The sequence below is a fragment of the Rhodococcus rhodochrous genome (assembly GCF_014854695.1).
Taxonomy (GTDB): Bacteria; Actinomycetota; Actinomycetes; order Mycobacteriales; family Mycobacteriaceae; genus Rhodococcus.
The window spans coordinates 4,259,850-4,276,999 of sequence record NZ_CP027557.1; the positions used below are offsets into that span (position 1 = coordinate 4,259,850).

Below are 17,150 nucleotides of genomic sequence, written 5' to 3' on the forward strand. Positions count from 1 at the left end.
TCTCACTCGGTGAACTCGGCGCGCACCTCGGCCCGCTGGTCGCCGGTGGGCACCCCGTCGGGTCCGTCGATCGAATTCGCGTAGACGGCCGTGCCGTAGGCGACGGCGGCGGCCGCCGCGGCGAACGCGTCTCGGTCGATGCCGGCCAGGGTGTCCTCGGGGGTGTGGTAGTTCGGGTCGAAGGGCTGGTCGGCGGTGCCACCCCACAGGTCGGCCTGTTCGGGGGTCTTGACGTCGTCGGCGCCGGTGAACACCCCGCCCGCGGGGATGCCGAAGGCGACGAACGGACCGTAATCGGAGCGGCCGTCGAAATCCGTTCCGCCGACCTCGATTCCGCGTTCGTCGAAGAACTGCGCGAAGGTCCGTTCGATACCCGCCGAGCCCTCCGGTCCGGGTCCTTCACCGACGGCGTCGGAGTCGTCGCCGTCGAACACCAGATATCCGGCGTTGGGCGAGCCGAGCATGTCGAAGTTCAGATAGAGGGCGATGTCGAGTCGTTCCTCGTCGGACAGCGACTCGACGTACCTCGTGGAGCCGACCAGTCCGACCTCCTCGGCGCCCCAGAACGCGAACCGCACGGCGTTGGTCACGCCCGGCTCGCTGCCGAGTTGCAGCGCGGTCTCGAGGACGGCGGCGACGCCGGTTCCGTTGTCGTTGATCCCCGGTCCTTCGGGGACGCTGTCGAGGTGCGCGCCGACGACGACCACGTCGTCGGTCGAACCGGTGCGCGTCTGCGCGATCACGTTGCGCGACTTCCGGTCCTCGGTGCGAGTCTGGAGTGTCACCGTCACGGTGGTCGCGGCGGACAGACGCTCGGCGTCGGCCCCGGCCACCCCACCGACCGGGATGCGGGGGTTCGATTCCGCCCCGAGACCGGCGGCCGCGAGCGGGCCGTCCTCGTTGTTGGCGACGAGCAGCGCGGCCGCTCCCCGTTCGGCGGCGACCTGCTCCTTGACGGCGAAGGTGCACACGCCGCGATCGACGATCACCACCGCGCCGGTCGCGTCGATGCCGTCGTAGTCGGTGGCCTCGCAACCGGGGGTGTCGTCGGGGGCGATGCGCACGACACGCGCGGTGAGCCCCTCCGGTCCCGTCGACGGCGACATGCCGAGTGCGCTCACGCCCATCGGCTCCCCGTCGACGGTGAGCTGCTCGTTCTCGACGGCGAACAGGGTCGTGTCGAACTCCGGTGTCTGCACGTCGAATCCGGCGTCGCGCAGGGCTCCGGCGACGTAGTCGACGCTCGCGTCGTAGCCGGGGGTCCCGAGCGAACGGTTTCCGTCGTTCTCACCGGCGATCCGTTCGAGTTCCGTCAGGTGCGTCATGACGGCATCGAGCTGCACGGCGTCGGCGAGCGCCGTCGGGTCGACGGGCGGCGCCTCCACCTCCGCCTCCGAGCATCCCGCCGTCAGCAGTACACCGGCGGCGATCAGCGCCGCTCCCCGCATGCCGTATCTCGTCTGCGCCCGCGCCATCGACCGAGCGTACAAAAAAGCACTGCGCCGCACGGGGAAACCGTGCGGCACAGTGCGTCGAAGCAGTACCTCGGGCGTGCCGAGGCGGAACCTCAGGCGTCGCGGCGGTTGACCACCACGAGCGAGGCCGCGAACACCAGGAACGAGAAGGCCGCGAAGTACACGAGCGAACCCCATGGACCCCAATGGAATTCGATGCCCTGCCCGATGCCCAGGAAATTGTTCGCGTTCGCGAACGGCAGGAACGGCTGGATCTCGCGCCCCACCGAACCGAACAACGCGAACAACGACTCGAGCAGCAGCGGCCACAGCATCAGCAGCGCGATCGTGCCGGCCGACTGCCGCAGCAGCGTGCCCACACCGATCGCGAGGAAGACGCACAGGAACGCGTAGATCGCGGTGCCGTAGACCGCGCGCCACGCCGTGTCGCCGCTGAGGACGAGTTCGCGACCCGCGTCGGGCCCGGCCAGCGCCTTCGCGAGGTAGAAGGCACCGAACGAGACCGCGAGTGTCAGCACCGCGCCCAGCACGCCGATGAGCAGCGCCTTCATCGTCAGGAGCAGGGTGCGGTTCGGGGTGGCCTGGAAGGTCGTGCGGATGACCCCGAAGCGGTACTCGCTGGTGACCGACAGGGCCGCGAGGATCATGAGCACCAGCACGCCGAAGCCGGTGACGCCGCTGACCGCGACGTCCACGGTCGGATAGAACCGTCCCAGTTCGTCGTCCATCCCGGCCGATGCGCGGGAGACCGACCCGAGGATCGCGGCCAGACCCAGGCCGAGGGCGACGATGACGACGGTGCACCACAGCGGAGACTGCACCGACGTGAGCTTGATCCGTTCGGCCCGCAGTGTGTCGAGCGCCGTACTCATCACAGTCCACCCTTCATGACGTCGTCGACTCCGGATCCGTGGTATTCGACCTCGCCACCGGTGAGTTTCATGAACGCTTCCTCGAGTGACGCGTTGCGTCCCGCGAGTTCGTGCAGCACGATCGACCGGGTCGCGGCGAGTTCGCCGATCTCCGCGGCCGGAGCGCCCGAGACGTGCAGGGCACCGTCGTCCTCCCGCACGGTGTGTCCGCGCTCGGTGAGCGCGATGCGCAGCTCGTCGAGCTGCGGGCTGCGCACGACGACGAACGAGTCGGAGGCGCGGTCGACGAACGCCTTCACCGAGGTGTCGGCGATGAGCCGTCCACGGCCGATGACGATGAGATGTTCGGCAGTCTGCGCCATCTCCGAGAGCAGGTGGCTGGACACGAGCACCGTGCGGCCTTCCGCGGCGAGCGCCTGCATGAACCGCCGGATCCACACGATGCCCTCGGGGTCGAGGCCGTTGACCGGTTCGTCGAACAGCAGCACGCGCGGGTTGCCGAGCAGTGCGGCGGCGAGACCGAGTCGCTGCGACATGCCGAGCGAGAAGCCGCCGGCGCGCTTGCCCGCAACCTCCGTCAGACCCACCTGGCGCAGCACTTCGTCGACGCGCGAGGCGGGCAGACCGTTCGACGCGGCCAGCCACGCGAGATGCGACCGCGCCGACCGGTTGGGATGCACCCACTTCGCGTCGAGCAACGCCCCGACAGTGGTGAGCGGCCGTGTCAGCTCGCTGTACGGCTTCCCTTCGATCAGTGCGGTTCCCGAGGTCGGCCGGTCCAGCCCCAGGATCATGCGCATCGTGGTGGACTTCCCCGCGCCGTTGGGGCCGAGAAAGCCGGTGACGATGCCGGGACGGACCGTGAACGTCAGGTCGTCGACCGCGGTCGTGGACCCGAAGGTCTTGGTCAAGCCGGTCACTTCGATCATGCGCACCACCCTACGTGCGGCTCCGGCGAGCGCATCCGATCACACACCCCGGAGCCGCACGCGGTGCGTCAGGGGACGAAGACCTCCGTGGTGACCGGGATGCTCGGTCGCTCGGTACGCATCGTCAGGGCGACGCGGCCCGGTCCGGGGAACACGTGCATGAACAACGGCCGGGTGCTCGTGTGGAAGGCCGGCACGAAGCGGGTCTCCGTACCGCGGGCACCGGTGTCGAGATTGTGCCAGTCGAAAGCGACGGTGACGTCGCAGTTCAGGATGCTCGGCGTCCACTCGCCGAGAAGCGAGTAGCCCTGCGTGATCCGCAGTTCGATCCCGTGGGTGGCGCCCGCCACCGAGTAGATCGCGTAGGACTCGTCGAGCGGGCCGTCGAAGGCGGTTCCACCCGCGCGCACGATGCCGGCGCAGATGCCGTCGCCCAGTGTCAGCACGGGAGGCGTGGCCAGCTGCGTCATCTCGCACGTCCTCGGTCCGGTGTTCGACCGGCTCAGCTGGCACGGCTCCTGGGCGCCTGCCACGCCCGGTGCCGTGACGGCGACGGCGACACCCATGAGCCCGGCAGCCGCGGCGGAAAGGATTCGGTGTGCAATTGTCATGCCCGGGGATCGTACATACCGATCGGTATCCCGTCGCGCGATAATCGGAAAACCCCTGAACACGAAGGTGCTCAGGGGTTTCCCGTAGCGGTCACGGCTCCATCGGCGAAGATGCCTGGGCCCAGAAGCGTTTCGGGATCCGGCCGGCGTGCCGGGCACGGAATCCTGCTTCGACCGCGTGCTGCATGGCCGACGCCATCAGCGCCGGATCCTTCGCGCGGGTGACGGCGGTCGCGAGCAGCACGGCGTCGCAACCGAGTTCCATCGCGAGCGCCGCGTCGGAGGCGGTTCCGATTCCCGCGTCGAGGATCACCGGCACACCCGCAGCCTCGACGATCATCTCGATGTGGTGCGGGTTCGAGATACCGAGGCCGGTCCCGATCGGCGAGCCGAGCGGCATCACCGCAGCACAACCGACGTCCTCGAGGCGTCGCGCGAGGACGGGATCGTCGGTCGTGTACGGCAGGACGACGAAGCCGTCGTCGACGAGTTGTTCGGCCGCGGAGACGAGTTCGATGGCGTCGGGCAGCAACGTCCGTTCGTCGGCGATGACCTCGAGCTTCACCCAGTCGGTCTCCAGCGCCTCCCGCCCGAGCTGCGCGGTCAGCACGGCCTCCTTCGCGCCGCGGCACCCGGCGGTGTTCGGCAGCGGTTCGATGCCGAGGCGGCGCAACAGGTCGAGGACACCGGTTCCGGAGGCCGCGTCGACGCGGCGCATCGCGACGGTGGTCAGCTCGGTGCCCGACGCGACGAGCGCCTCCTCGAGCACGGCCAGGTTCGCCGCGCCACCGGTGCCGGTGATCAGCCGCGACCCGAAGGTGCGGCCGGCGATGGTCAGCTGCGGCAGGTCGGCGCCGGGATCGTGTGTGTCAGCCACCCTGGACCGCCGTGAGGATCTCGATGCTCGCTCCGCGCGTGACCGGCTCCGACCAGCGGCCGCGCGGGCACACCACACCGTCGACGGCGACCGCGATGCCCTTCTCGGGCAGACCGAGCTCGTTCAGCAGCTGCGACACGGTCGGGGCCGCGTCGTAGTACTTGTCCTCACCGTTGACGGTGATGCCCACGGACACGTTCGTCATCCCACACTCGCTTCCGTAATTCGTCCAGGACAGGCGTATTGCGCGTCGGCCAGCGACCGCCCACCGAGTTCGGCGAGCACCGCGTCGACGGTGAGCGGCGTGAGCAGCACACCGTTGCGGCCGTGGCCGGTCGCGGCGACGACACGATCGGAGAGCCGGCCGATCAGCGGCAGGTTGTCGGGGGTCATCGGACGCAGGCCCGCACTCGCCTCGAACAGTTCGTACTCGCCGAGCGCCGGGAAGATCCGCTCGGCGTCGGCGATCAGATCGCGCACCCCGGCCACCGTGACCTGCGTGTCGGACGCCTCGTACTGCGTCGCGCCCACGACGAGACCGTCGTGGCGGGGCACCAGATAGGCGGGGCGGCCGTGGACACTCGCGCGCACGGTGCGCTGCGGCGGCGGGGTCGCGCCCGGCCGCACCCGCAGGCGCAGGATCTCGCCCTTGACCGGACGGACCGGAAGCCCCGGCCACAGTCGCGCCGACGCCGAGCCGGCGGCGAGCACCACCTGATCGTCGGGCAGGTCGGCGAGGTCGTGGACGGCGGCGTCGGAGAAACGCACCCCGGCCCCGGTGGCCGCGACGCGCAGGGCGTCGACGAGCGCGCGGTTGTCGACCGACGACTCGGTGGGCGCGAGCAGTCCGAGACGCACCTTCGGGCCGAGCGACGGCTCGAACTCCCGGATCTCCGCACGGGAGAGCAGACGCATCTCGTGCCCCCGCTCCCCGACCCACTCGGCGACGGTCCGCAGGTCGGCGGCGTCCGCCGCGTCGAGCGCGACGGTCAGCGATGCCTCGGCGGTGAACACGTCGACGCCGGTCTCCGCGCGCAGTGCCTCCGCGAATCCGGGCCAGCGGTCGAGCGAGGCCGCACCCAGGGACAGCACGTGATCCTCACCGGGCCAACCCTCGGACAGCGGGGCCAGCATCCCGCCGGCCACCCACGAGGCGCCGCTACCGGGATTCGGGTCGTGCACGGTCACGATGTGCCCCGAGCGGGCTGCGCGCCATGCGATCGACAGCCCGATCACTCCGCCACCCACGACGGCCACAGTTGCCATTGGTCCACCTCACTCCCTGCGCCGGCATGATCCGGGTCAGGTCATAACGGTCGGGGCCGGCAGGCCCCCTCTCAGCCCCGCGAACCTCGGGACTCCCGTGTCGTCACACTTTCTGCCTAGAGGCTACCGTCTTGGTCGTGACCACCTATCGCGGCAACCATCCCGACCCGCGCGGCCGCCTCGCGACCGCCCGGTTGTACCTGTGCACCGACGCTCGCCGGGACACCGGCGACCTCGCACGGTTCGTCGAGGAGGCCCTCGCCGGTGGGGTCGACATCGTCCAGTTGCGCGACAAGGACTCGGCCGGCGAGAAGAAGTTCGGACGCCTCGAGGCACGCGAGGAACTCGCCGCCCTCGAGATCATCGGCGAGGCGTGTGCACGCCACGGTGCGCTCCTCGCCGTGAACGACCGCGCCGACATCGCGCTCGCGTCGGGCGCCGACATCCTGCATCTCGGTCAGGGCGATCTACCGGTGCGGCACGCGCGGCAGATCCTCGGCGACGAGATCGTCATCGGCCGCTCGACGTCGAGTCGGGCGCAGGCCGCGCTCGCCGACATCGAGGAGGGCGTCGACTACTTCGCGTCCGGGCCGGTGTGGGACACCCCGACCAAGCCGGGACGGACCGCGGCGGGGCTGGAGGTGACGCGCGAGGTCGCGCAGTCGCAGCCGGCACGACCGTGGTTCGCGATCGGCGGCATCGATCTCGAGCGGCTCCCCGAGGTGCTCGACGCCGGGGCCACGCGGGTCGCGGTGGTCCGGGCGATCACGAAGGCCTCCGATCCGCGCGCAGCCGCGGCAGCACTGAAGGCCGCACTGCCGGCCTGAAAGGCGGCGGAAGACCGCACGCCGGCCTGAAAGGCGGGTAAGACCGCACTTGCCGGCTTGAGGCGTTACAGCCAGCCCAGCACGGCCGAGGGCGACATCGCGATCGTGCCCTCGGGCAACCGTGCGCGCAGGCCGCGATCCGCGGTGACCACGACCGTCACCCCCGGATCCACCACGGCCGTCGCGGTGGAGGCCAGCCGGGCCAGTTCGTCGTCGCCGCTGCCGTCCGCGCTGTGCACCGGGATCCGGACGTCGTCGATCGTCGCGTCGCGGGCATGCCCTTCGAGGACCGCTTCGACGCGGGGGACCCAACCGAACGTCCCGTCGGGAAATTCGACCGTGCGGGGCAGGACCGCGGCGAGGTCGGCGAGCAGGGCGCTCGTGGCGCCGGGGCGGTCGCGCCACCATCCGGTGGGGCCGCTCGCACCGAGCACGTTCGCGGTGTCGAGCAGCATGCGTACCGGTGAGGTGCGCAGCGACGGCCACGCCTCGGCGAAGCCGCTGTGCAGCGCCATCGCCTCAACCTCCGGTTCGGGCACCCAGCGCAGTTCGGTGCTCTCCTGGTTGAGGCTGGTCACGAGCGTTTCGGTGGCGTCGGCGACGACGGTGGTGTAGGTCCATCCGCCCGCGAGACCGGAGGTGACACGTTCGGCGCGCACCGTCACGGCCGCGACATCGATGCCGGCCTCCTCGTGGGCCTCCCGCACGGCGGCGTCGACGGTGCTCTCGTGCGAGTCGCGGGCTCCGCCGGGAAGTGCCCAGGTGCCACCCTGGTGCGACCATGCCGCCCGATGCTGCAGGAGAACCGCGGGGCGACCGTCCGCGAGCGGAGCGCGCAGCAGCAGACCTGCGGCACCGTGTCGTCCCCAGCGCTTCTCACCGTCCGGTCCGACCGCCCAGCCGTCACCGTCTCCACGCATTGCGTCCGCCTCTCCGACCCGCCCTCGTCCGGGCCTGTGCCCGGTACCGGATCCCCGCCGTCCGTGGACGGCAACAATACCGCCGGGCTGCTTATATGCTCCCCTCAGACCGCTCGACACGAGGAAGGGAGTGCCCGGTGGACGTACGGATCACCCCTCCCTTCGCTCCTGTCGAGAGCCACATCCGCGACGACGCCGATACGGACACTCCGGACGCCCGGTTCGACGACGCCCGTGCCCTGCTGCGATCCACGCCGGTCCGGTTGGTGGTCCTGGGGGTGGTGCTCACCGTGCTGCTCGTCGCCTCGGCAGCGGTCTCCGCAACGATGGTGTCCGGCAGGCAGGCCACCCACGATCGTCTCCTCGCGTCCATCGAGCCGCTGGCCAGCGCGGCCCAGAATCTCTACAGCGCGCTGTCGGTGGCCGACGCCGCCGCCGTGACGGGCTTCATCTCGGGCGGACTCGAACCGGAGGCGGTGCGCAGTCGCTACATCCAGGCGACCGACGAAGCCGCGGAATATCTCGTCATCGCAGCGACCGGACTGACCGACGCCGACCGCGAGACCGCACACAATCTGACGGAGATCGGGCGACTGCTGCCCGTCTACACGGGCCTCATCGAGACGGCTCGCACCAACAACCGCACCGGGCATCCGGTCGGCGCCGCATATCTCGGCGAGGCGTCGCACCTGATGCAGACCGAACTGCTCCCCGCTGCGCAGGAACTGCACACGCGCGGCGTCGCCGCCGTCGAGGACACCCAGCGCGACGCGGTGCGACCACCCTGGCTCGCGATCGGGTTGCTCCTCGTCACGGTCGCCGCCCTGTGCGTGGCGCACGTCGTCGTGAGCCGCCGCTCTCGTCGCACCCTCAATCCCGGAATCCTCGTCGCGATCGGCGCGACCGGTGCGCTGCTGTGCTGGTTGCTCGTCGCCGGCCTGGCCTCGTCGAGTGCCACCGAACGCGCCATCGAGCGCGGTGCGGCACCGCTCGCCGATCTCACCGAGGGACGGATCCTCGCCCAGCAGTCGCGTACCGCCGAGACCCTGCTGATCGCCCGGCGCGACACGACCGGCGCGTACGACGACACCTTCGGGACCAACATGTCGCGACTCGGCGACATCCTCGACGAGTACGCTCGCGATTCCGCCCTCGAGGCCGGCGCCGAGGCGGTGGAGACCGCCCGGTCGGCGCACGAGGCCTGGATCAACTCGCATGCACGCATGGTCGACGCCCTCGTCCGCGGCGACTACGCAGCGGCCTCGGTCCTCGCGGTCGGCGCAGGTCCCGGTGAGTCCACCGCGCGGTTCGTCGCTCTCGATGCCGCTCTGACGGAAGGAATCGACGACACCCGCACCGAACTGCGCGACAACGAGTTCCGCGCCTCCCGCACCCTCGCCGGCCTCGCACCGATGTCCGTGGTGCTGCTGACGGTGGCGCTGGTCGGCGTGTGGGTCGGCCTCCGGCCCCGGTTGAAGGAGTACCAGTGAGAAAGCGCGTTCTCGTTGCGAGCCTGTGCGTCGTCGCCGCACTCGCCGGCGGGTGCGCGACCGATCCCCCACCGCGCGCCCCCGGCCTCCAGGGGACGACGACCTCCCTCCCGCTCCCTGAGAACGCGCGGATGCTCGAGTCCTCGGTGGCCACACCGCCCGCCCCCGACTGCGGCGATCCCACCGCATCCCTCCCCCCGGACCCGGATGCCACCGGGCCTGCGATCGATCGGATCCGCACGCGCGGCCGGCTGATCGTCGGTCTCGACACCGGCAGCAACCTCATGAGCTACCGCGACACCGCGACCGGGCGCATCACCGGTTTCGACGTCGACATCGCGCGCGAGATCGCCCGCGACCTCCTGGGCGATCCCGCTCTCGTCGACTACCGCATCCTGTCGTCGGCCGAGCGTGAGAAGGCGCTGCAGGACTCCACCGTCGACATCGTCGCGAAGACCATGAGCATCACGTGCGCCCGTCGCGAGAAGGTCGACTTCTCCACCGAGTACTTCCGGGCCCAGCAGCGTGTGCTCGTCGTCCGGGGATCCGACATCCGCTCCGCCGCCGATCTCGCCGGCCGGCGCGTGTGCATCGTCGAGGGCACGACCTCGCTGCTCCGGATGCGGGAGGTGCAGCCGTCGGCGTCGATCCTCACCGTGCCGTCGTGGGCCGACTGCCTCGTCGTTCTCCAACAACAGCAGGTCGACGCCGTGAGCACCGACGACACGATCCTCGCCGGACTCGCCTCGCAGGACCCCTATCTCGAACTCGTCGGCCCCTCCCTGGGATCGGAGCCGTACGGAATCGGAATCCGGCTGGGCAGCGACGAGCTCGTACGGTTCGTCAACGCCACCCTCGAAAGGATCCGTTCCGACGGGACGTGGACGGCGCTGTACGAGAAGTACCTGCGGGTGCTCGGTCCCACTCCGTCACCCCCGACACCGAACTACCGGGAGTGACGGCCATGTCCGACGAACCCGAACCGGCCGATACCCCGTCGGTCGATTCCGGCCCCGCCACCGAACGGGCAGTGAACTCCGGGCCCGCCACGGAACGGGCAGTGAACTCCGGGCCCGCCACCAGGCGTGCGGCGGATTCCGGGCCCGCGACCGAGCCGTCGACGAGCGACTCGGGACCGGCCACCGCCCGGGCCACCGGGGATGCCGGACCTGCCACCGAACGCGGCCCCGTCCCCACCACGCGGCCCGAATCCACCCAGCGCTCGTCGATCTGGTCCGGCTCGTCCTCCCAGCGCTCGTCGAGCCGTCGCGTCCGGCCGCGCGGCACCCAGCGTCGCCGCATCGCCGGCCTCGTCGACGTGCCGGTCCCCACCACGAAGGATCCGGTCGACGCCGTCCTCCGCGATCCCCACGTCTCCGAGGGCAAGAGGTTCTGCTCGAAGTGCGGACAACCGGTGGGACGCAGCACTCCGTCGGGGCCGGGCCCCACCGAAGGCGATTGTCCCCAGTGCGGAACACATTTCCAGTTCACTCCGGCCTTGCACCGCGGGGATCTCGTCGCCGGGCAGTACGAGGTGCAGGGTTGTCTCGCACACGGCGGACTCGGGTGGATCTATCTCGCGATCGACCGCAACGTGAGCGACCGCTGGGTGGTGTTGAAGGGCCTGCTGCAGGGTGGCGACGCCGAGGCGCAGGCGGTCGCGGTGGCCGAACGCCAGTTCCTGGCCGAGGTCAGCCATCCGAGCATCGTGCAGATCTACAACTTCGTCGAGCACCCCTCACCCGACGGCACCCCGATGGGGTACATCGTCATGGAGTACCTGGGTGGTCACACCCTGCGTACCGTGCTCGACAACTATCCTCCACCGAACCGCATCCCGGTCGAGCAGGCCATCGGGTACATGCTCGAAGTGCTTCCGGCACTGCAGTATCTGCACGACATCGGACTGGTCTACAACGACCTCAAGCCCGAGAACATCATGGTCACCGACGAGCAGATCGAACTCATCGACCTCGGTGCCGTCTCCGCGATCGAGGGATACGGCTATCTGTACGGGACGCCGGGATATCAGGCACCCGAGATCGTCCGGACCGGGCCGACGGTCGCGAGCGACATCTATACGGTCGGACGCACACTCGCGGTCCTCACCCTCGACATGCCGTCGGACAAGGGCCGGTACCGCGACGGTCTGCCCACCCCCGAGCAGGCTCCCCTGCTCGACGAGTTCGACTCCTTCCACCGCCTGCTCCTGCGGGCCACGAACCCCGATCCGCAGCAGCGCTTCTCGTCCGCCGACGAACTGCAGGGACAGCTCACCGGTGTGCTGCGCGAGATCCTGTCGAAGAAACTCGGCACCGAACATCCCGGACTGTCCCGGCTGTTCAGCCCGCCCCGCACGACCTTCGGCACCGACGAGGCGCTCGTCCCCACCGACGTGTACGCCGACGGGATCGAGCGCGACCCCAAACTGCGGGGTCAGGATGTCGCGGCGGCGCTGCCCGTCCCGCTGCTCGACCCCAACGATCCGAGTGCCGCGCTCCTCGCCGCGGCGGTGCACAGCGAACCGCAGCAGACCCTCGACTCGCTCCGGCACGCGCGCGAGAACGGGGTCGGCCGGGTCGTCGGGGCATCCGATGTGTCGTTCTCCAAGGAGATCACCCTCGCCGAGGTCCGCGCCCATCTCGATCTCGGGCAGGTCGACAGCGCGGTGGAGATCCTCACCCGCCTCGAGCGCGAGTTCGGCGACGACTGGCGCATGGACTGGTACGCCGGCATCGCCGAACTGCTGCAGGACGACTACGAGGCAGCGTTCGCCCGATTCGACAAGGTGCTGCAGGCTCTTCCGGGCGAGATCGCCCCGAAGATCGCACTCGGGGCCACCGCCGAACTGACGCTGCAGCATTGGGAGAGCGACGACCCCGACGCGTGGCGACGCTTCTGCGAGCAGTCCTACCGGGTCGTGTGGCGCACCGATCATGCCGTCGTCAGCGCGGCCTTCGGGTTGGCACGCCAGCTCACCGCCCACGACGAGATCCGTGCCGCCGTCGACGTGCTCGACGAGGTCCCCACGACCTCCCGGCACCACAGTGCAGCGACCATGACCGCCGCCCTGGTCCTGTTACGAGGCGGCCGCGTCGAGGAGATCTCCGAGGCGGATCTTCGGGAGGCCGCGCACCGGATCGCGTCGCTGCCTCCCGACGAGGGTCGCGCCCTGCAGATGCGCGCTCTCGTCCTCGGGACCGCGCTGGAATGGGTGCGCAGCGGCCGGGCGTCGAGTCGCGAGTACGACCGCATCCTCGACGTACCGTTCACCGAGAAGGGACTGCGCCTGGGCACTGAGGCGGCGCTGCGGCAATTGGCGCGCAACGCCCCCTCCCGCACCCACCGTTACACCCTCGTCGACCTCGCGAACGCGATCCGGCCGCGTAGTTTGACCTGATCGAAGATCAGGCACGTGTAGTTTGACCTGATCAGAAGTCAGCGCCGGGCGAACTGCACGGCCGCGCGGGCGATGGCGAGTTCCTCGTTCGTGGGGATCACGAGCACCTCCACCTGCGACGAGTCGGCCGAGATCCGGCGTTCCCCGTCGTCGTCGGCAGTGTTGCGCGCGTCGTCGACGACGATGCCGAGCCGGTCGAGGCCGGAGAGGCTGTCGCGCCGGACGTCGACGTTGTTCTCCCCCACCCCACCGGTGAACACGATCGCGTCGACGCCGCCGAGTTCGAAGGTGTAGGCGCCCACGTACTTCCGGATGCGATGCACGTAGACCTCGTACGCGAGTCGCGCGTCCTCGTCGCCCTCGCCGACGAGCTTCAGCAGGGCCCGGAAGTCGTTGACACCCGACAACCCCTTCAGGCCCGAATGCCGGTTGAGCAGGTCGTCGATGGCGTCGACCTTCAACCCGGCCGCCCGGCTGAGGTGCATGACGACACCCGGATCGATGTCTCCGCTGCGCGTGCCCATGACGAGACCCTCGAGCGGAGTCAGTCCCATCGAGGTGTCGATCGGGCTCCCACCTGCGACCGCCGACGCCGACGCACCGTTACCCAGATGGAGCACAACCAGATTCAGGTCCGCGATGTCGCGTCCGAGGAACTCCGCGGCACGCCCCGACACGTATTCGTGTGAAGTACCGTGGAATCCGTACCGCCGGATGTCGTGCTTGTGCGCGATGTCGCGGTCGATCGCGTAGGTCGCCGCGTGCGGCGGAAGACCGTGGAAGAAGGCGGTGTCGAAGACACCCACGTGGGGGATGTCGGGAAGTTCCTCCCGCGCGACCTCCATTCCTACGACGTTCGCCGGATTGTGGAGGGGCGCAAGAATCGACAGTTCGTCGACAGCGCGGACCACATCGTCGTCGATCAGGGTGGGTTCGTAGAAGACCTTGCCGCCGTGCACGAGTCGGTGTCCGACGGCGACGATGCCCACCTCGTGCAGCGGACGGCCCAGCCCTTCGAGCATCTCGAGCACCGCACGCAGACCCGTCCGGTGGTCGGCGATGGCGTCGTTGCGTTCGTCCACACCCGTCGTGTGGTGGAAGACGATCCGGCCCTCCGGCTCCCCGATCCGCTCGATCAGTCCGTGCGCCAGGGACTTTCCGCTCGCCGGCTCGATCAGCTGGAACTTGATCGACGACGATCCGGAGTTGAGGACCAGTACGGTGCCTGCGGTGGCCGGGTTCGGGCTGCTCACGCGTCTTCCTCCTGCGCCTGGATCGCGGTGATGGCGATGGTGTTGACGATGTCCTGGATCAGGGCGCCTCGCGAGAGGTCGTTGACCGGCTTGTTCAGGCCCTGCAGGACCGGCCCGACGGCGACGGCACCGGCGCTGCGCTGCACGGCCTTGTAGGTGTTGTTGCCGGTGTTCAGGTCCGGGAAGATGAACACCGTGGCGCGACCGGCGACGTCGGAGTCGGGGAGCTTCGCGCTCGCGACCGTCGGTTCGATCGCCGCGTCGTACTGGATCGGCCCCTCCACGAGCAGGTCGGCTCGCCGCTCCCGCACGAACGTCGTGGCCGAGCGGACCTTGTCGACGTCGGCGCCCGAACCGGATTCGCCGGTGGAGTACGACAGCATCGCGACCCGGGGATCGATACCGAACCGGGCGGCGGTCGCGGCGGACGAGATCGCGATGTCGGCGAGCTGATCTGCGGTCGGGTCGGGGACGACGGCGCAGTCACCGTAGGCGAGCACGCGGTCGGCGAGGCACATCAGGAAGATGCTCGACACCGTGGAGACACCCGGTTCGGTCTTGATGATCTCGAGGGCGGGACGGATCGTGTGAGCGGTGGTGTGCGCCGCGCCCGACACCATGCCGTCGGCCAGGCCCAGATGCACCATCATCGTACCGAAATACGAGATGTCGCGCATGATCTCGCGTGCACGATCGACGGTCATGCCCTTGTGGGCACGCAGCCGCGCGTACTCCTCCGCGAAACGGTCGGCGTGCTCGGAGGTGCGCGGGTCGAGGATCTGCGCTTCCGACAGGTCCACCCCGAGTTCCGACGCCCGCTGGCGGACGGCTGCCTCGTCGCCGAGGATCGTGAGCTTCGCGATGCCGCGCTGGAGCACACGCCCGGCAGCTCTGAGGACGCGATCGTCCTCGCCCTCGGGCAGCACGATGTGGCGCTGCTGGGCCCGCGCCCGGTCGATGAGCTGGTATTCGAACATCTGCGGGGTGGTCACGGACGGTCGCGGCAGTCGCAGCCGGTCGAGCAGGGAGTGCGCGTCGACGTGCCGTTCCATGAGCGCGAGAGCCGTGTCGATCTTGCGCTGCGCACCGAGGGCCATGCGGCCGCGGGTGCGGTCGGCGGCCGAGGCTGTATCGAAGGTGCCGAGGTCGGTGGTGAGGATCGGCAGCGACGGTTTCAGAGCCGCAACGAGCTCCGCGATCATCGGATGCGGCAGCAGACCGCCGTTCATGATGATGCCGGCGAGCGTCGGGAACCCTTCGGCGGCATTGGCGTTGACCAGTGCGAGGATGACATCGGAGCGGTCGGCGGGAGCGATCACGACGATGCCGTCGGTGAGGCGCTCCAGAATCCGTTCGGCGGTCATGCCACCGACCATGATCCGCAGCGCTTCCCGCTGCAGCAGGTCGGGGTCGCCGCTGTAGAGCTCGCCTCCGATCGCGGTCTGCAGCTCGGCCATCGTCGGCGCGACCAGCGCGGGTACCTCCGGGAGGGTCCACACCGGTTCGGTGCGGTCGCCGAGTGCCTGTGCGATCTCGTCGAGTGCGTCGGGGTCGCAGCGGTTCACCACGACCGCACCGAGATGCGCGTGCTGCCCCGCGAGCTCGTTCGCACACACCCCGGCGAGCTGGGCGATCTCGGCGGGCGTGCGGCGGGAACCGCGCAGGACGAGCAGCACCGGGGCGTCGAGGTTCGCCGCGATGCGGGCGTTGTACGACAACTCGCTGGGGTTGGCGATCTCGGTGTAGTCGCTGCCGACGATGACGACGGCGTCGCAGCGGTCGGCCACCGCGTGGTACTTGCCGACGATGTCGCTGAGCGCGGTGTCCGGGTCGTCGTGGACGTCGTCGTAGGTGACGCCGATGCAGTCCTCGTAGGCGAGGTCGACGGTGGTGTGTTCGAGCAACAGTTCGAGGATGTAGTCGATGTCGCTGTCGGAGCGCGCGATGGGCCGGAAGACACCGACGCGGGCGGTGGATGCGCACAGCGTCTGCAGCACCCCCAGGGCGACGGTCGATTTCCCGGTGTCCCCTTCCGGAGCTGCGATGTAGATGCTCGAGACGGACCCTGCAGCAGCACTCATGGATTCCACCCTAACCGCAAACTTTGCTCGGTCCGGTGTCCCCGCACACGTGGCCCGAAAACCGGCGACACGAACACGGTGCCGCTCCTCCGTGGAGAGAGGCGGCACCATTCGAGGTCGGTATCAACCGAGTGCGCGCAGCCTCGGCGCGAGGTCGCGCTCGAACAGTTCCAGGAACCGCTTCTGATCATGACCCGGCGCGTGGAACACCAGATGATTCAACCCCGCATCGACATACGCCTTGACCTGCTCGACCGCCTCGTCCGGATCCGACGCCACGATCCACCGCTTGGCGACCTGCTCGATCGGCAACGCATCCGCCGCCGCCTCCATCTCCATCGGATCGTCGATGGAATGCTTCTGCTCCGGCGTCAGCGACAACGGTGCCCAGAACCGGGTGTTCTCCAACGCCTTGCCCGGATCGGTGTCGTACGAGATCTTGATCTCGATCATCTTGTCGATCTGCGCCACATCCCGCTCCGCCTTCCCGGCACCCTCCGCCACGGCCGGCAGGAGTTTGTCGGTGTAGAGCTCCATGCCCTTACCCGAGGTGCAGATGAACCCGTCCCCGGCGCGTCCGGCATAGCGGGCCACGACCGGGCCACCGGCGGCGACATAGACCGGAATACCGTCCTCGGGCACGTCGTAGATCGACGCCCCCTTCGTCGTGTAGTACTCGCCCTCGAAATCCACCCGGTCCCCGCGCCACAACTCGCGCATCAACCGCACCGACTCCCGAAGACGGGCGAAGCGTTCCTTGAACTCCGGCCACTGGCCCGCATAACCGGTGGCGATCTCGTTGAGCGCCTCACCGGTGCCGACACCGAGGAAGATCCGCCCCGGATACAGACACCCCATCGTCGCGAAGGCCTGCGCGATCACCGCCGGGTTGTACCGGAACGTCGGCGTGAGCACGCTCGTGCCCAGCTGCAGGCGTTCGGTGCGCTCGCCGACGGCGGTCATCCACGCCAACGAGAACGGCGCATGCCCACCGTTGTGCCGCCACGGCTGGAAATGATCCGACACCGTCGCCGAATCCATCCCGTGCGCCTCGGCGAGCACACCCAACTCCACCAGCTCGCGCGGGCCGAACTGCTCCGCCGACGCCTTGTACCCCAACTTCAAACTCTGAGCCACAGATTCCTCCGA

15 protein-coding genes and 1 riboswitch are annotated in these 17,150 nt (G+C 69.4%); of the genes, 4 read left to right on the top strand and 11 right to left on the bottom strand.

Annotated elements, in window-relative coordinates; translation table 11 throughout:
• Positions 1 to 2: 2 nt before the first annotated feature.
• The 7 genes from C6Y44_RS19670 to thiO all read right to left on the bottom strand — a co-directional run bounded on the left by C6Y44_RS19670 (position 3) and on the right by thiO (position 6,030).
• Positions 3 to 1,475: a M20/M25/M40 family metallo-hydrolase gene (locus C6Y44_RS19670; protein ID WP_225623608.1), complete on the bottom strand. Its 1,473-nt coding sequence runs from the start codon at positions 1,473 to 1,475 to the stop codon at positions 3 to 5.
• Between the two features lie 92 nt (positions 1,476 to 1,567).
• Positions 1,568 to 2,347, bottom strand: coding sequence for an ABC transporter permease (locus C6Y44_RS19675; RefSeq protein WP_120280162.1), 780 nt, complete (start codon positions 2,345 to 2,347; stop codon positions 1,568 to 1,570).
• A complete protein-coding gene (locus C6Y44_RS19680; protein WP_159417677.1) occupies positions 2,347 to 3,276 on the bottom strand; it encodes an ABC transporter ATP-binding protein in 930 nt (309 codons plus the stop codon). Before C6Y44_RS19680 ends, C6Y44_RS19675 begins: the two co-directional genes overlap by 1 nt.
• 68 nt (positions 3,277 to 3,344) lie before the next feature.
• Entirely contained in the window at positions 3,345 to 3,887 is a 543-nt protein-coding gene (locus C6Y44_RS19685) for a hypothetical protein (protein WP_225623609.1), read from the bottom strand.
• 91 nt (positions 3,888 to 3,978) lie between these two features.
• Positions 3,979 to 4,764 carry a thiazole synthase gene (thiG, locus tag C6Y44_RS19690; RefSeq protein WP_159417676.1) on the bottom strand — a complete coding sequence of 262 codons (786 nt, stop codon included), beginning with the start codon at positions 4,762 to 4,764 and terminating at the stop codon, positions 3,979 to 3,981.
• The gene (thiS, locus tag C6Y44_RS19695; RefSeq protein WP_006553656.1) at positions 4,757 to 4,969 is read right to left on the bottom strand and encodes a sulfur carrier protein ThiS; all 213 of its coding nucleotides are present in this window, start codon (positions 4,967 to 4,969) and stop codon (positions 4,757 to 4,759) included. The genes thiG and thiS overlap by 8 nt, the downstream gene beginning before the upstream one ends.
• Entirely contained in the window at positions 4,966 to 6,030 is a 1,065-nt protein-coding gene (thiO, locus tag C6Y44_RS19700) for a glycine oxidase ThiO (protein WP_174246996.1), read from the bottom strand. The genes thiS and thiO overlap by 4 nt, the downstream gene beginning before the upstream one ends.
• Positions 6,027 to 6,139, bottom strand: a riboswitch (TPP riboswitch). Its footprint overlaps the gene before it by 4 nt.
• A gap of 28 nt (positions 6,140 to 6,167) precedes the next feature.
• Here thiO and thiE point away from each other — a divergent pair.
• The gene (thiE, locus tag C6Y44_RS19705) at positions 6,168 to 6,857 is read left to right on the top strand and encodes a thiamine phosphate synthase (RefSeq protein ID WP_159417675.1); all 690 of its coding nucleotides are present in this window, start codon (positions 6,168 to 6,170) and stop codon (positions 6,855 to 6,857) included.
• 65 nt (positions 6,858 to 6,922) lie between these two features.
• Here the strand turns inward: thiE and C6Y44_RS19710 are convergent, their stop codons facing one another.
• Positions 6,923 to 7,777 carry an NUDIX hydrolase gene (locus C6Y44_RS19710; RefSeq protein ID WP_159417674.1) on the bottom strand — a complete coding sequence of 285 codons (855 nt, stop codon included), beginning with the start codon at positions 7,775 to 7,777 and terminating at the stop codon, positions 6,923 to 6,925.
• Between the two features lie 137 nt (positions 7,778 to 7,914).
• Between C6Y44_RS19710 and C6Y44_RS19715 the strand changes: the two genes are divergently transcribed.
• Genes C6Y44_RS19715 through C6Y44_RS19725 form a run of 3 tightly spaced genes read left to right on the top strand, consistent with a single transcriptional unit; the run spans position 7,915 to position 12,667 of the window.
• A complete protein-coding gene (locus C6Y44_RS19715; RefSeq protein ID WP_120280165.1) occupies positions 7,915 to 9,267 on the top strand; it encodes a hypothetical protein in 1,353 nt (450 codons plus the stop codon).
• A complete protein-coding gene (locus C6Y44_RS19720) occupies positions 9,264 to 10,226 on the top strand; it encodes a glutamate ABC transporter substrate-binding protein (protein WP_159417673.1) in 963 nt (320 codons plus the stop codon). Before C6Y44_RS19715 ends, C6Y44_RS19720 begins: the two co-directional genes overlap by 4 nt.
• A 5-nt stretch (positions 10,227 to 10,231) precedes the next feature.
• Positions 10,232 to 12,667, top strand: a complete 2,436-nt coding sequence (locus tag C6Y44_RS19725; protein ID WP_225623610.1) for a serine/threonine-protein kinase — start codon at positions 10,232 to 10,234, stop codon at positions 12,665 to 12,667.
• A gap of 38 nt (positions 12,668 to 12,705) precedes the next feature.
• Here the strand turns inward: C6Y44_RS19725 and C6Y44_RS19730 are convergent, their stop codons facing one another.
• The 3 genes from C6Y44_RS19730 to fgd all read right to left on the bottom strand — a co-directional run bounded on the left by C6Y44_RS19730 (position 12,706) and on the right by fgd (position 17,138).
• Positions 12,706 to 13,920 (bottom strand): acetate/propionate family kinase, encoded by a 1,215-nt coding sequence (locus tag C6Y44_RS19730; RefSeq protein WP_159417672.1) that lies wholly within the window; start codon positions 13,918 to 13,920, stop codon positions 12,706 to 12,708.
• Positions 13,917 to 16,001, bottom strand: a complete 2,085-nt coding sequence (pta, locus tag C6Y44_RS19735) for a phosphate acetyltransferase (protein WP_159417671.1) — start codon at positions 15,999 to 16,001, stop codon at positions 13,917 to 13,919. The genes C6Y44_RS19730 and pta overlap by 4 nt, the downstream gene beginning before the upstream one ends.
• Positions 16,002 to 16,124: 123 nt before the next feature.
• Complete coding sequence (gene fgd / locus C6Y44_RS19740) at positions 16,125 to 17,138, bottom strand: glucose-6-phosphate dehydrogenase (coenzyme-F420) (protein ID WP_159417670.1); 1,014 nt, start codon at positions 17,136 to 17,138, stop codon at positions 16,125 to 16,127.
• Positions 17,139 to 17,150 lie beyond the last annotated feature (12 nt).

Excerpts from the sequence above, each read along its gene's own strand:
- thiO (WP_174246996.1), bottom strand. The coding sequence starts at position 6,030 with ATGGCAACTGTGGCCGTCGTGGGTGGCGGAGTGATCGGGCTGTCGATC.
- C6Y44_RS19725 (WP_225623610.1), top strand. The coding sequence starts at position 10,232 with ATGTCCGACGAACCCGAACCGGCCGATACCCCGTCGGTCGATTCCGGC.
- C6Y44_RS19675 (WP_120280162.1), bottom strand. The coding sequence starts at position 2,347 with ATGAGTACGGCGCTCGACACACTGCGGGCCGAACGGATCAAGCTCACG.
- C6Y44_RS19685 (WP_225623609.1), bottom strand. The coding sequence starts at position 3,887 with ATGACAATTGCACACCGAATCCTTTCCGCCGCGGCTGCCGGGCTCATG.
- thiS (WP_006553656.1), bottom strand. The coding sequence starts at position 4,969 with ATGACGAACGTGTCCGTGGGCATCACCGTCAACGGTGAGGACAAGTAC.
- C6Y44_RS19670 (WP_225623608.1), bottom strand. The coding sequence starts at position 1,475 with ATGGCGCGGGCGCAGACGAGATACGGCATGCGGGGAGCGGCGCTGATC.
- C6Y44_RS19710 (WP_159417674.1), bottom strand. The coding sequence starts at position 7,777 with ATGCGTGGAGACGGTGACGGCTGGGCGGTCGGACCGGACGGTGAGAAG.
- pta (WP_159417671.1), bottom strand. The coding sequence starts at position 16,001 with ATGAGTGCTGCTGCAGGGTCCGTCTCGAGCATCTACATCGCAGCTCCG.
- C6Y44_RS19680 (WP_159417677.1), bottom strand. The coding sequence starts at position 3,276 with ATGATCGAAGTGACCGGCTTGACCAAGACCTTCGGGTCCACGACCGCG.